The 12,640-nt window shown below is 62.9% G+C and carries 14 protein-coding genes; 8 read left to right on the top strand and 6 right to left on the bottom strand.

The window, feature by feature from the left end; genetic code table 11:
• Window positions 1-50 precede the first annotated feature (50 nt).
• The 4 genes from ACWPW0_RS19025 (at window position 51) to ACWPW0_RS19010 (ending at window position 3,993) form a co-directional block, all read left to right on the top strand.
• Window positions 51-686, top strand: a complete 636-nt coding sequence (locus tag ACWPW0_RS19025; protein ID WP_447594052.1) for a TetR/AcrR family transcriptional regulator — start codon at window positions 51-53, stop codon at window positions 684-686.
• Window position 687: 1 nt separating this feature from the next.
• Window positions 688-2,337 carry an acyl-CoA dehydrogenase family protein gene (locus ACWPW0_RS19020; protein ID WP_447594050.1) on the top strand — a complete coding sequence of 550 codons (1,650 nt, stop codon included), beginning with the start codon at window positions 688-690 and terminating at the stop codon, window positions 2,335-2,337.
• Window positions 2,338-2,350: 13 nt separating this feature from the next.
• Window positions 2,351-2,779, top strand: a complete 429-nt coding sequence (locus tag ACWPW0_RS19015; protein ID WP_454256182.1) for a PaaI family thioesterase — start codon at window positions 2,351-2,353, stop codon at window positions 2,777-2,779.
• Window positions 2,780-3,084: 305 nt separating this feature from the next.
• Window positions 3,085-3,993 (top strand): hypothetical protein, encoded by a 909-nt coding sequence (locus ACWPW0_RS19010; RefSeq protein ID WP_454256181.1) that lies wholly within the window; start codon window positions 3,085-3,087, stop codon window positions 3,991-3,993.
• Between the two features lie 40 nt (window positions 3,994-4,033).
• On the opposite strand, the gene ACWPW0_RS19005 is transcribed toward ACWPW0_RS19010, so the two are convergent.
• The gene (locus ACWPW0_RS19005; RefSeq protein WP_454256180.1) at window positions 4,034-5,188 is read right to left on the bottom strand and encodes an MFS transporter; all 1,155 of its coding nucleotides are present in this window, start codon (window positions 5,186-5,188) and stop codon (window positions 4,034-4,036) included.
• Window positions 5,189-5,564: 376 nt separating this feature from the next.
• Here ACWPW0_RS19005 and amn point away from each other — a divergent pair, with 376 nt between their 5' ends.
• Together amn and ACWPW0_RS18995 are read left to right on the top strand one after the other, a co-directional pair.
• Entirely contained in the window at window positions 5,565-7,043 is a 1,479-nt protein-coding gene (gene amn / locus ACWPW0_RS19000) for an AMP nucleosidase (protein ID WP_447594042.1), read from the top strand.
• A 115-nt stretch (window positions 7,044-7,158) separates the two neighbouring features.
• Window positions 7,159-8,025, top strand: a complete 867-nt coding sequence (locus tag ACWPW0_RS18995) for a hypothetical protein (RefSeq protein ID WP_454256179.1) — start codon at window positions 7,159-7,161, stop codon at window positions 8,023-8,025.
• On the opposite strand, the gene ACWPW0_RS18990 is transcribed toward ACWPW0_RS18995, so the two are convergent.
• Together ACWPW0_RS18990 and ahr are read right to left on the bottom strand one after the other, a co-directional pair.
• Window positions 7,966-8,409, bottom strand: a complete 444-nt coding sequence (locus ACWPW0_RS18990; RefSeq protein ID WP_454256178.1) for a GNAT family N-acetyltransferase — start codon at window positions 8,407-8,409, stop codon at window positions 7,966-7,968. The genes ACWPW0_RS18995 and ACWPW0_RS18990 overlap by 60 nt on opposite strands.
• A 59-nt stretch (window positions 8,410-8,468) precedes the next feature.
• On the bottom strand, window positions 8,469-9,503 hold the full coding sequence (ahr, locus tag ACWPW0_RS18985; protein ID WP_454256177.1) for an NADPH-dependent aldehyde reductase Ahr: 1,035 nt from the start codon (window positions 9,501-9,503) through the stop codon (window positions 8,469-8,471).
• A gap of 137 nt (window positions 9,504-9,640) precedes the next feature.
• On the opposite strand from ahr, the gene ACWPW0_RS18980 reads away from it, so the two are divergent.
• Window positions 9,641-10,264: a pseudouridine synthase gene (locus ACWPW0_RS18980; RefSeq protein WP_454256176.1), complete on the top strand. Its 624-nt coding sequence runs from the start codon at window positions 9,641-9,643 to the stop codon at window positions 10,262-10,264.
• Between the two features lie 4 nt (window positions 10,265-10,268).
• Here ACWPW0_RS18980 and ACWPW0_RS18975 read toward each other — a convergent pair whose 3' ends face one another.
• From ACWPW0_RS18975 to ACWPW0_RS18965, 3 genes are all read right to left on the bottom strand, one after another.
• Window positions 10,269-10,661, bottom strand: coding sequence for a globin domain-containing protein (locus ACWPW0_RS18975; RefSeq protein ID WP_447594034.1), 393 nt, complete (start codon window positions 10,659-10,661; stop codon window positions 10,269-10,271).
• A gap of 166 nt (window positions 10,662-10,827) precedes the next feature.
• Window positions 10,828-11,043, bottom strand: coding sequence for a DUF2788 domain-containing protein (locus ACWPW0_RS18970; protein WP_447594032.1), 216 nt, complete (start codon window positions 11,041-11,043; stop codon window positions 10,828-10,830).
• A 180-nt stretch (window positions 11,044-11,223) separates the two neighbouring features.
• Window positions 11,224-11,706 carry an Lrp/AsnC family transcriptional regulator gene (locus ACWPW0_RS18965; protein WP_447594030.1) on the bottom strand — a complete coding sequence of 161 codons (483 nt, stop codon included), beginning with the start codon at window positions 11,704-11,706 and terminating at the stop codon, window positions 11,224-11,226.
• A 447-nt stretch (window positions 11,707-12,153) separates the two neighbouring features.
• Here ACWPW0_RS18965 and azu point away from each other — a divergent pair, with 447 nt between their 5' ends.
• Window positions 12,154-12,603 carry an azurin gene (gene azu / locus ACWPW0_RS18960; RefSeq protein WP_447594028.1) on the top strand — a complete coding sequence of 150 codons (450 nt, stop codon included), beginning with the start codon at window positions 12,154-12,156 and terminating at the stop codon, window positions 12,601-12,603.
• Window positions 12,604-12,640: the final 37 nt, after the last annotated feature.

The following is a 12,640-nucleotide window of genomic DNA, read 5'->3' as shown; positions in this document are numbered from 1 at the left end:
GTCTGAATCGTGGTTCACTGAATTCGAATTCATGAACGGAGATTCAGCTCTTGGCTTATCGAGCCTCCAGCGAACGCCTTGATCGCGATCAGCAACTGCGCGAGCGCATTCTCGACTGTGCCCTGGCGCGGGTCAGCGACGGCGGTTTTTCTGCCTTGACCATGCAAGCACTGGCCGAAGATGCCGGTATCGCCACGGGCAGCCTGTATCGCCACTTCAGTGGCAAGGGCGAGTTGGCCGCCGAGGTATTCAGCGCGGCCTGCCGGATCGAAATCGATGTGCTGGCCGAGGTGCTGCGCGGTCCAGGCACGCCGGTCGAGCGGCTGGCGGCAGGGCTCGAGCAGTTCGCTGCGCGTGCCTGGCATAGCCGTCGCCTGGCCTTTGCCTTGATTGCCGAGCCGGTCGATGCCGAAGTCGACGAGCAACGTCTGCTGTTTCGTGAAGCCTATGCCGAGCTGTTCAGCGACCTGCTGAACGAGGGCATCGGTACGGGCGATTTCCGTATCGATCAGGTCGGGCTGGCTGCAGCCTGCCTGGTCGGTGCGATTGCCGAAGCGCTGGTCGGTCCGCTGTCGCCCCCGGCGCGTGCGGCCCGCGAGGCCGGTCATACCCAGGTGGATTTCGCCACCGTCAACCAGACCCTGATCACCTTCTGTCTGCGCGCCGTTGGCGCCCCGGAGTCCTGAAATGTCTGCCGTGTCCCCTGCCGAAACCCATGAAGTGTTCAACCAGGTGCCCTCGCTGGATGGTGCCAACCTGTACCGCGTCGACCTGCCCCTGCAGGAGTGGACCCGTTATTTCGGCGGCGGATGGGCCGAGCAGCGTCTCGACACCTACGGTGCGCTGGCTGGCGGACCGCTGATGGCGGCGGGCTTTCTCGCCAACGAAAACAAACCGGTGTTCAAGAGCCATGACCGTTACGGCCACCGTCAGGACCTGGTCGAGTTCCACCCGGCCTATCACGAGCTGATGCGTACGGCCATCGAGCATGGCATTCCCTCGCTGCCCTGGACCGACCCGCGTGCGGGTGCCCAGGTGGCGCGTGCCTCGCTCAACTACCTGCACAACCAGGCCGAGGCCGGCAACGCCTGCCCGCTGACCATGACCTATGCCAGCGTGCCGGCGCTCAAGCTGCAGCCGGAAATCGCCGAGATATGGCTGCCGAAGATCCTCGCCACCGAATACGACCCGCGCAATGTGCCGATCAGCCAGAAAGCCGGCGTGACCATCGGCATGGCCATGACCGAGAAGCAGGGCGGCACCGATGTACGCGCCAATACCACCAAGGCCCACCCGATCGGGATTCCCGGGCCGGGCCAGGCCTACGAACTGGTCGGCCACAAATGGTTCTGCTCGGCGCCGATGTGCGATGCCTTCCTCACCCTGGCCTACACCGACAAAGGCCTGAGTTGCTTCCTGCTGCCGCGCCATCGTCCAGACGGCAGCCGCAACGAGTTCTACATCCAACGCCTGAAGAACAAGCTGGGCAACTGGGCCAACGCCTCCAGCGAAGTCGAGTACCGCGGTGCGCTGGCCTGGATGGTCGGCGAGGAAGGCCGTGGCGTGCCGACCATCATCGAAATGGTGTCGTTGACCCGCTTCGACTGCATGATCGGCTCCAGCTCGCTGATGCGCCAAGCGCTGACCCAAGCTGCGCACCACTGCGCCTATCGCAAGGTGGGTGGCCGCGTGCTGGCCGAGCAGCCGCTGATGCAGAACGTGCTGGCTGATCTGGCTCTGGAAAGCGAGGCTGCGCTGGCCCTGACCCTGCGCATGGGCAAGGCGCTGGACAATGCCCATGACGAGCAGGAAGACAAGTTCGCGCGCCTGGTCACCGCCGTGGGCAAGTACTGGATCTGCAAACGTGCCCCGGCCATGATCAACGAGGCTGCCGAGTGCATGGGCGGTGCCGGTTATGTCGAAGACACCATCCTGCCGCGCCTGTACCGCGAAGCACCGGTCAACTCGACCTGGGAAGGCTCCGGCAACGTGCAGTGCCTGGATGTGTTGCGTGCCCTGTCCAAGGAGCCGGGCGTGCTCGACGCGCTGTTCACCGAACTGGGCGACGGCCATGGCGATGCGCGTCTGAAGGCGCAGATCGGCAAGCTCAAGCAGGCCTTCGCCGACACTGGCGACATCCAGTACCGTGCTCGTCAGCTCACCGAGGAAGTGGCCGTGACCTTGCAGGCCAAATTGCTGCTCGAGGGCGGCAACGCGCTGGTATCCGACGCCTTCATCAACAGCCGCCTGGGCGACGGCGGACGCGTGTATGGCACCTTGCCGCGAGGCGCCGATGCCGAGGCGCTGGTGGCTCGCAGCACGCCTCATCTGGCCTGATTGGAGCGCTCCTATGACCCCGCACCCACGTTATCGTGAACTGGTCGAAACCGGCTTCACCGCCGCCAACTTCATCGGTGATCTCGGCATCCGCGCCACCGACTGTGGCCCCGGTTGGGTTGAAGCCGAGCTGGACATCCAGCCGCGTCACTTGCAGCAGAACGGCTTCATCCACGCCGGGGTGCAGGCCACCCTGGCCGACCACAGCGCCGGCGCTGCTGCCGCAACGCTGGTAGCGGAGGGGCAGACCGTGCTGACCCTGGAGTTCAAGCTCAACCTGTTGCGCCCGGCACGTGGCCAGTGCTTGCTGTGCCGGGCCGAGGTACTCAAGGCTGGGCGTCAGGTCAGCGTGGTCGAGGCCGAGGTATTCAGTCTGGAGGGCGGCGAGAAGTACCTGTTCAGCAAGGCCACGGTGACCATGGCGGTGGTGCCGATTCCTTAGCCATCCAAAGTCCTTTCTTGGGCTTCGCTGTTCCATATGCTTGGCAGCAGTGCCTAGGTGTGGTTCATCCCCGCATATGCGGGGAATACCTCTGGGCCCAAGCCGATGATGACATGTCCGCCGGTCATCCCCGTGCCAGCGGGGATGAGCAATGCCTTATAAACCCGTAAGTGCTACTCATCTACTTGATGCGGATTCAGATGCGATGCCGTGCGCGTTCCTGTTGCACTAAAACTGATGGACTGACCAACCTCAACTATCTACCTAGGTGGCCGATAGATTAGCAGGTCTTTCAGGTTTTCAGCATGTCCAGTCCGATCTCCAGCAATACACCTTCATCCATTCAGTCGCGTGCTGTTCGTCAGGCGCGTGGCGATGAACCGTCCGTTGTGGCGAATGAACAACCGGCGCAAGAGGAGGCAGCGGGCGTTCAGGTGAGTTTCAGTGATGCGATGCGCGAGCGTCTCGGAGCCATGCGCAAGTCCATCGGCACCCTGAGTGCGCAAAGTCAGCAGGCGGCAGAAACCCGCAAGCAGCAGGCTCGGGAGCGCATCGAGCAACTGCGTCAGCGTATCAAACAGTTGAAAATGCTGGTGGCGTCTCTGGGCGCTATGGCACCCAAGGGGCTGTTGCGTGAGATAGCGCAGCTGGCACGTGAGCTGGGACAGGCGGCCGCCGTGCTCAAGGAGGGTGGCGGTACGGCATCGAGCTCGTCTGGCAGTGTTTCTGCCGCCAGTGTGACGACTGAAATGCCTGCTGATATGGGGGCTGATGCCGGTGATGCCGGTGATGCAGGTGTAGGGGCCGTAGCGGAGGCTGCTACTGTAGCGCCTGTCGCGGTCAGCGAGAGTGAGGTTGCTTCGGACGAAAGTGAAGGTAAGAGCGGAGCGGGGAGCGAAGATGTGGCAGTAACCGATGCCGCTACTTCCTCGCCAGCCAGTGCAGACGAAAAGGCTGATAAGCCGCTCGATGAGCGTGACTCGACACGCTCTTTGCAGGTGGGTAATGCCGACAGTGATCAGAAACGTGCCGATGCCGAGCTGATTCGCAAGGCAGTCAGTGAGCTCAAGGCGCTGCTGGCTCTGGCTCGAGCTTCACAGACCCGTGACGAGGAGTCTGATAAGCAGATAAAGGAAATCGAAAAGCAACTGCGAGACTGCGAGGCGGTCGCTGCGGAGTTGGGTGGTGCCGGGGGCATCAGCGTCATGGTGTGATGCGTGAGCCGCACCACACCCGATACGTGTCGAGTTCGAACTAGGCGACGCAGGTGCTGCGCGTGCGCAGCCCACTGACCACGGCTGTGGTGACGAACAGGGCGGCAGCCAGGCTCAGGGCCAATGGCAGGCCGTTCGGGCCGAGGTCCATGAGCAGGCCGCTGGAAAGGGGGCCGACCAGGCTGCCCACCCCCCACAGCAAGCCCACGCTGGCGTTGGCCGTGACCAGTTCCTGACCGCTGAAGCGCTCACCGATCAGCACCAGCGCCAAGGTATAGACGCCACCTGCCACAGCACCCAGTACGACCAGCGCGGGCCACAGCAGCAGTGGCACCTGGATCAACCAGGGCAGCGCACCGCCAATCCCCACGGCCAATAAGCCACAGCACAGGTGCAGGCGGGTGCGTACCCAGCGATCGGACAACCAGCCAAGGGGCACCTGGAACAGCATGTCGCCGAGCAGAATGATGGTCACCATGAAGGCGGCGATACCGACCGCATAACCGTGGCCGCTGGCGTAGACGGGGAACAGCGACAACACCACGCTATCGAAGAAGGCGAAGAACAGCACGCCAGTGCACAGTGCTGGCGCCACACGGATGAAGCCAATGACGGAAAAGCCTGTACTGCTGTGCGCATCGTGTTCGCTCAGTTGTTCCGGCAGGCTTTGCCAGATGGCTGCCAGCGCCAGCAGATTGGCAGCGGATACCAACAGAGCGGGCCATGGACTGGCTGCGCCGAGCAGGCCAATGAGCGCGGGGCCGAGCAGCTGGAAGCCGGTGAAGCAGGCGGCGTACAGGGCAACGACCTGCCCACGCTTGCGCTCGTCGCACAGTTCATTGACCCAGGACTCGCCAAGAATCACGGCGACGCCCATGGCGACCCCGAGTATCAGGCGTGCCAGGCTGAGAACCGTGAGCGAGTCGGTGGGCAGTTGCAGGGCGGCCACGCTTACGGCACACAGGGCGAAACAGGCCAGGTACAAGGTTCGCCCACTGAAGCGGCGAGAGAGCGGGGTGACCAGAAATGCCGAAAGGATCATCCCGGCGGCCGGCAAGGCCGAGATCACGCCGATTTCCAGGGATGAGGCGCCGGCTTCGTGCAGGCGCAGGGCGACCAGTGGCAGGGTAGTACCCATGCTCAGGCCGATCACGGAAACGGCAAAGATCAGAACGCCGAACAACCATCTGTTCATGAAAAACTCCTGCCCGGTGGCGGGCTGATAAATCGCGCGAGCATCCGTTTGGCCTGGGAGCCGAGAGGGATGCAGGAAAGGCTGGCAGCCGTCAGAAGCGACGGCGCGCGATCAGGCAGGAGGCGAGAAAGTGAAGGCGAACAGCACACTGCGCCGACGCTTGAGCTGGGTATCTGCCGGCCACCGACGTACACCACCGGAGGTGGATTGCACGGGAACAGGATGGGCGCGATAGGCAAGCATGAGCAGCGGCACGGAATCAAAGGGCGCGCAGTGTATGGCCCATGCCGGGACGGGTCAATTGCAGCCGATGGCTGGCCTAGCCGGGGGCGAGGGAGCAAGATAGCCGGGTACTTTCCAGAGCCAGGAAGCTGTTATGGGTTTCATTGCCGAGACGTCATTCGAGATCGCCAACACCCCGGAGGAGGCCGTCGACCGCCTTGCTGCCTTGCATCGCCAGGCCAGCGGCGCGCTGAGCCAGGCACTCAAGCGTTACCTCAAGGAGCGGGTAGCGCCTACTGCGGCGGAGCGCGCGCTGTTCCGTTATCCCGAATTGCGCCTGACCTACCTGTGCCAGGGTGACGAGGTGCCGAGCACCACGCGGGCCTATGCCAAGGTTCAGGTGCCTGGCACCTACAGCGTCACGGTAACGCAGCCGGACGCGTTCCGGGGTTACCTGCTCGATCAACTGCGCCCCTTGATGAATGACTTCACCGTCACCGTGGAAACCGGCATCAGCGAGCAGAACATTCCCTATCCCTATGTCGTCGAGCAGGGCGACGAGCTGGCGGGCTCGGGAGTGACCGCTGCTGCACTGGCGCGCGTGTTCCCCAGTACCGACCTGTCCGCCGCCACCGATGGCACGGCCGATGGCCTGTATGATTGGGAGAACATCGACCCGCTGCCGTTGGCCCTGTTTGATGCCGCGCGGGTGGATTTCTCGCTCAAGCGTTTGCAGCACTACACCGGTAGCGACTGGCGTCATGTACAGCCGTGGATTCTGCTGACCAACTACCACCGCTATGTTGACCAGTTCATCCGCCACGGACTGACGCGCCTGCGCGAAGACCCGCGCTTCGTACGCATGGTGCTGCCGGGCAACGTGATCATCGAGCGTGACGCAACCGAGGAAGACGCCCAGGCCGTGGCCGATGCGGTGGTCTGGCACCGTTACCAGATGCCGGCCTATCACCTGATCGCCAACGATGGTCACGGTATTACCCTGGTCAACATCGGGGTAGGCCCGTCCAACGCCAAGAACATCACCGATCACCTGGCGGTGCTGCGTCCGCATTGCTGGCTGATGATCGGCCACTGTGGCGGCCTGCGGCAGTCGCAGACCATCGGTGACTACGTGCTGGCCCATGCCTACATGCGCCGGGATGGCATCCTTGATCGGGTCCTGCCGCCGCACATCCCGATCCCCGCCCTGGCCGAAGTGCAGCAGGCCTTGCAGGAAGCGGCCGCGCAGATCACCGGCGAGCGTGGCGAAGCGTTGAAGAAGCGCCTGCGCACCGGCACCGTACTGACCTACGACGACCGCAACTGGGAGCTGCGCTGGGCTCAGGAGCGACCGCTGATCAACTTGTCCCGTGCGGTGGCGGTGGATATGGAGAGCGGCACCATCGCCGCCCAGGGTTATCGCCTGCGGGTGCCCTACGGGACCTTGCTGTGCGTGTCGGACAAACCGCTGCACAGCGAGATCAAGCTGCCCGGCGCGGCGGGAGCCTTCTACGAGCGTGCGGTAACCCAGCACCTGCATATCGGCATTGCCGCGCTGGATCTGCTGCGTTGCCAGCTCAACGCGCTGCACTCGCGCAAGCTGCGCAGCTTCGACGAGCCACCCTTCCGTTGATGGCATGCGCGAGGCCATCTGTGGCCTCGCGCACAGCCTGCCCTGCCAACTCAGCACAATGCGCCGGCCTGTTTTAGGCTAGGCGACCTTAATCGATGACAGGAGCGTTACGCCCATGGACCAGGCTCAGGAACTGCTCAAGGCGTTGTGGGAACCCTTCAGCCTGTTTGCCCTGTTCGGCTATGCCTCGCTCGGGGTGCTTTTGGGCGCCGTGCTTGGGCTGGTTTTGGCGTTGCAGCTGCAGCGCCGTGGCTGGCTGGCCCGGCGAAAACGCTGGCACCACCTGCTGCTCAAACTGTATTTCCTGGCGCTGCCGCTGGCCGGCGGGTTCTTCGGCTTCCAGGGGGGCATGCTGTATGGCAGCCACCAGCAGATCAACCGTCACCTCGATGCCTACGCGCCGGTGGTGCAGGAAATGGCCGACGATGTCTGGGGCGATTTCCAGGCCTATCTCGCCGCACAGAATCTGCAAGAGCTGCAGCAAGCCGCGGACGCGACGACGGTACAGGCCGTAGTCAATCGGTTGATCGTCGACTTTCTCCAGGCCCAGCGCCTGCTGGAGCCGCTGAGCCGCGAAGGGGCGTCTCTGCCCGAGCGCGTTGCGCTGCAATTGGTCGAGCGCTTGCGCGCGAGCATCCTGACCGAGGCTGTGGGCAAGATGCTGGTGGACAAGGCCGCGCAGTACAGCAAGCTCGACAAGAACGTCATCGGTGGCGTGCTAGATGCGCGCATTACCCAGCTATTCCAGGCGGACTATCTGTTGGCGCTGCTCAAGCAGCAGGTAGCGGCGGTATTCAAGCCGCTCTACCTGGCGCTGTTGCTGCAGGTATTGGCCCTGTTGGTGGTTGTGGCGTTCGAGGTATGGCTGTCGCGTTACCTCAAGCAACTGCCCACACGAGCTGCGGCTGAGCAGGCTGGTGCGTCAACGGATCAGGAGCAGGTGCAGGATCGGCAAGGGGCGCCCACCACTCTCCAGCGGTGAGCGGCGCTCGACCCTGAACCCCAGGCTCGAGTAGAACTGCAGGGCCCGGGGATTCTGCTCGTGGACATCGACCTGCGCCGCTCCCAGGCGGCTGATGGCGTCTTCCAGCAGCGCCTTGCCGATACCCCGGCCCTGTTCTGCAGGGTCGACGAAGAGCAGTTCGACCTTGCCCGCGGCATAGCCGAGAAAGCCACTGACCTGGCCGTCAGCGGCGCGTATGCAGGTGAGCTGCAAGGGCGCTAAGTAGTGGCTGATCAACAGGGGCTTGAGCACCTGGATATCGTGCTCATCGAGAACGTCATGGCTGGCGCGCACCGCCGCTTCCCATACTTCGAGCAGTCGAGGCAGGTCCGTGGTGTGCGGGGTTTCGATCCGATAAGGCATGGCAGACGTCATGGCTGGCGAACGAAGGGCGGATCATCTCGATGATCCGCCCTTTGTCGTTACTGGCTGGCGTCGAGCACCACGCGATAACGCGCCTTGCCGGCACGCAGGTGGTCGATCGCGGCGTTGACCTCGCTCATGGGGAAGTGCTCGACCTGTGGCACGATCTGATGGCGGGCGCAGAACTCCAGCATGGTCTTCATGGAGGCCGGCGAGCCCACGGGCGAGCCTGACAGGCTCTTCTGCTTGGGAATCAGGCTGAACACGTGCACCGGGATCGCGCTGGGCACGATGCCGACGAAGTGCAGGCGGCCCTTGCTGTTCAGGGTGCCGAGCAGGGCGTTCCAGTCCAGGTCGGCACTGGCTGTCACCAACAGGAAGTCGAGGCTGCCGGCAATCGCCTTCATCGCCGCGCTGTCGGTGGAGGCGACCACCTTGTGTGCACCCAGGCGCTTGGCTTCGTCCTGCTTGCTCAGCGAAGAGGTGAAGGCGGTGACGTCGCAGCCCCAGGCATTGAGGAAGCGCAGCGCCAGGTGGCCCAGGCCGCCGATGCCGACCACGCCGACGCGGTCGGTGGGTTTGACGCCGAACTCCAGCAGCGGGCTGAACACCGTGGAACCCGCGCAGAACAGTGGGCCAACCAGGCCCGGATCGAGGCCTTCCGGCAGGGCGATGGCCCAGGCCCAATGCGCGCGCAGGCGATCGGCAAAACCGCCGTTGCTGCCAACGATGGTGGGCTTCACGGTGCCGCACAACTGGTGCGAGCCCTCCATGCACGAACTGCAGTGCATGCAACTGCCCTTGTACCAGCCAATGCCGACACGTTGGCCAAGCTTGAGGCCACGGGCTTGCTCGCCCAGGCGGACGATGGTGCCGACCGCTTCGTGGCCCGGCACGAACGGATAGCGCGCGTTGCCCCATTCGTTGTCGATCATTGACTGGTCGGAGTGGCAGATGCCGCAGTATTCCACGGCAATTTCGACCTCTTCGGCACCCAGCGGCCCTGGCGTGAACGTATGACGTTGCAGGGGCGCGCCGGCCGCTGTGGCAGCCCAGCCGGTGAAGGTGTCGAGAACGGACTCGGTAGTGCTCATGCAGGATGCCTCGCGAGATGAATCAACTCGCTCAGCATAGCCGGGTCGTGTGAGCGCCGGTTAGTTGATAAGCCGCACTGATGACACCCATGTGCCCTCGGTTAAACTGCGCCCCTCGTCCATCAGGCGGATTACGCATGTCGCGCGCCCCACGCTCCCCCCAGTCCCGTCCGTATGCGGCGGCTCGTCGTGTCGCCAAGCCGGCGCCCGTCGAACCGAGGCTGATCCTGTTGAACAAGCCGTTCGACGTGCTGACCCAGTTCAACGACGAACAGGGCCGCGCCACGCTCAAGGATTTTGTCCCGGTGACTGGCGTTTATCCGGCGGGGCGTTTGGATCGGGACAGTGAAGGCTTGCTGCTGCTGACCAATGATGGGCGCTTGCAGGCGCGTATCGCCGACCCCAAGCACAAGCTGGCGAAGACCTACTGGGTGCAGGTGGAGGGTGAGCCGAGCGCTGAACAGGTGCAGCAGTTGCGCGACGGCGTGCAGCTCAACGATGGGCCAACCCTGCCAGCCGAGGCACGGTTGCTGGAAGAGCCGACGTTGTGGGAGCGGGTGCCGCCCGTGCGCTTTCGCAAGAGCATCCCGACCGCCTGGCTGGAGCTGGTGATTCGTGAGGGACGCAATCGTCAGGTAAGACGCATGACTGCCGCGGTCGGGTTGCCGACGCTGCGGTTGGTACGCGTGCGTATCGGGCCCTGGGAACTGGATGGCTTGCAGCCGGGCGAGTGGCGTGAGGTGCCGGCCCGGCTGGACTGAGGCCTCAGTAACCTGCCTTGATCACGCTGATGCCCTTGACCAGTACTTCGCGCCAGGCTTGCAGGGTCGTTGGTACGCATTCCTGATCGTGCTTGCCGATGGTGCCCAGCAGAGCTTCCAGCCACAGGTCGTACAGCTCCGGACGAATGTCCATGCGGGCGCGCGAGTGCGACTCGCCAAGGGCGCGCAGCTTGGTATCCGGCATGCCGCGTGCGTGCATCACCAGGTTGAGGATGCCCTGGCGCAGCAGCTGTTTCTGCGCCGTCATGTTGGTGTCGACGAACTTGGCACGAACCTGCGGCGAGCTGTCGAGGAAGCTGCGGTAGAAGTCATCGAAGAAATCAGCACTGGCACAGCAGCGTCCATAGCTCTGCATGACGATGTCGGTGGCTTTCATTGCATCTCCAGAAAATCGAATGACACCGCGGCAGCCATGCCGCGGTGAGTAACGAAGCGAGTCGGTGACAGACAGACGCCTGCTCTGCAGGAAAAGTCATGCGCGGGCGGGCGCTATGTCGATGGCAATAAGCCGCGCCCGGGACTGTCGGCGGAGCCAGAGGGCCCTAATGGATATCCTTGGTCACTTCGATGATGTACGTGATGATCGGCTTGGCGAGGAAGGCGAACAGGCACAGGCCAAGACCCAGGAACAGGATGGCGGTACCCAGGCGACCCGCTTTGGATTTTTTCGCCAGGTCCCAGATGATGAAGGCCATGAATACCATGAGCCCACCCACCAGGACGTACATCATCAGCTGTTCGAAAACTTCGGTTTCCATCATCGACCTCTAGCGCTGCGTTGACCGGTCCGGCGGGTTGCCGGGCAGTGAGTACCATGGAGCGGGCAGGGCGATTGTTATTGTGCGAGCGTCGAGCTCTTTATGGCGGGCCGCCGAAGGCACTGGAAAAAGCCGCGCGAGTATACGCCAGTGCTTCGGCTTTGCTGAACCGTCTGTGGCTCAGCTGGGGTGCAAGTGGTTGAGTGGCAGCTCGGTGCTGGCGATGATTTGCTGCAGCACGAAACTGGAGCGCACGCTGGTCACACCGTCGATGCGGGTCAGGTGGCCGAGCAGAAACTGCTGATAGTGATCCATATCCGGTACCACCACCGTGAGCTGGTAATCGGCGTCCATACCGGTGATCAGGCTGCATTCCATGACTTCCGGGCACTGGCGGATGGATGCCTGGAAATGCTCGAAGCGCTCGGGCGTGTGTCGGTCCATGCCGATCAGGACAAACACCGTCAGGCTCAGGCCGAGCTTCTTCGCGTCGAGCAGGGCCACCTGGCGATTGATATAGCCGTCGTCCTCCAGTTGCTTGACGCGGCGTGAGCAAGGCGAGGGTGACAGGCCGATGCGCTCGGCAAGCTCCTGATTGGAGATGCGTGCGTCGCGCTGCAATTCGGCGAGGATGCGCAGGTCGTAGCGGTCTAGCTTGTTCATAAATCGCCTTGGTTATGTTTTGGTTGCGCGAATAAATCTATCATCGACATAAAATTGCGCAACAGCTAGATAAATCGGCAATCTTCGCAAGCATCGGTCGCGCACTAATGGTTAAGCTTGTTTCCAGTTTCAAGGCCCGGACATTTTCGTCCAGCCGGCCAACCCAATCAGGTTGGCGGGCGCCGGCGGTCCTACAGGATCGTGCAGGCCACCGGGTCCGCTCCGCTCAACCAGGCGGGCGAGGAAAGCGGCGACACAATTGCCAGTACGGACGAACAAAAAGGAGGCCTTTCAGGCCTCCTTTTTTTATGGTCGATGGGTCCGTTTTTCTCAAAAGCGGGGTGTTTTTGCGTACTGCGTCTTGTTGCCGCAGCTAGTAGGAACTCTGCGCTTAGTCGTGCAGTCTCCACCTTGGCCCTTTTTGCCACTCTGCCAAGGAGAATCTAGATGATCAGAAAACTCGTAGTTGCATCCGCACTCAGTCTGGCCAGCGTTTCCGCCTTTGCTGCCGAATGCGCAGTGGAAGTGCACTCCACCGACCAGATGACGTTTGAAACCAAATCCATCGATGTCAGCAAGAGCTGCAAGACCTTCACCGTCACCCTCAAGCACGTTGGCACCCTGCCCAAGCAGGTCATGGGCCACAACTGGGTGCTGAGCAAGACCGCTGACGCCAGCGCGATTGCCACCGATGGCATGGCGGCGGGTCTGGACAATGACTACCTGAAAGCCAATGACGAACGCGTTATCGCTCACACCAAGGTCATTGGTGGTGGCGAGAGCGACTCGGTCACTTTCGATGTGTCCAAGCTCCAGGCTGGCACCCCGTATGAGTTCTTCTGCTCCTTCCCAGGCCACGTTGCGCTGATGAAGGGTGAACTCAAACTGGTCGATTGATTCGCCGGTAGGTCCCCAGCGCCCCACCTTGAGTGGG

The organism is Pseudomonas sp. Marseille-Q8238 (genome assembly GCF_965111915.1).
The sequence above is the reverse complement of the archived record's forward strand: the minus strand, read 5'-3'. Positions and strand labels throughout refer to the sequence as shown.

Excerpts from the sequence above, each read along its gene's own strand:
- ACWPW0_RS19010 (WP_454256181.1), top strand. The coding sequence starts at position 3,085 with ATGTCCAGTCCGATCTCCAGCAATACACCTTCATCCATTCAGTCGCGT.
- ACWPW0_RS18990 (WP_454256178.1), bottom strand. The coding sequence starts at position 8,409 with ATGCCTTATCGGATCGAAACCCCGCACACCACGGACCTGCCTCGACTG.
- ahr (WP_454256177.1), bottom strand. The coding sequence starts at position 9,503 with ATGAGCACTACCGAGTCCGTTCTCGACACCTTCACCGGCTGGGCTGCC.
- azu (WP_447594028.1), top strand. The coding sequence starts at position 12,154 with ATGATCAGAAAACTCGTAGTTGCATCCGCACTCAGTCTGGCCAGCGTT.
- ACWPW0_RS18970 (WP_447594032.1), bottom strand. The coding sequence starts at position 11,043 with ATGGAAACCGAAGTTTTCGAACAGCTGATGATGTACGTCCTGGTGGGT.
- ACWPW0_RS19020 (WP_447594050.1), top strand. The coding sequence starts at position 688 with ATGTCTGCCGTGTCCCCTGCCGAAACCCATGAAGTGTTCAACCAGGTG.
- ACWPW0_RS18980 (WP_454256176.1), top strand. The coding sequence starts at position 9,641 with ATGTCGCGCGCCCCACGCTCCCCCCAGTCCCGTCCGTATGCGGCGGCT.
- ACWPW0_RS18995 (WP_454256179.1), top strand. The coding sequence starts at position 7,159 with ATGGACCAGGCTCAGGAACTGCTCAAGGCGTTGTGGGAACCCTTCAGC.
- ACWPW0_RS19005 (WP_454256180.1), bottom strand. The coding sequence starts at position 5,188 with ATGAACAGATGGTTGTTCGGCGTTCTGATCTTTGCCGTTTCCGTGATC.
- ACWPW0_RS18965 (WP_447594030.1), bottom strand. The coding sequence starts at position 11,706 with ATGAACAAGCTAGACCGCTACGACCTGCGCATCCTCGCCGAATTGCAG.
- amn (WP_447594042.1), top strand. The coding sequence starts at position 5,565 with ATGGGTTTCATTGCCGAGACGTCATTCGAGATCGCCAACACCCCGGAG.
- ACWPW0_RS19015 (WP_454256182.1), top strand. The coding sequence starts at position 2,351 with ATGACCCCGCACCCACGTTATCGTGAACTGGTCGAAACCGGCTTCACC.
- ACWPW0_RS18975 (WP_447594034.1), bottom strand. The coding sequence starts at position 10,661 with ATGAAAGCCACCGACATCGTCATGCAGAGCTATGGACGCTGCTGTGCC.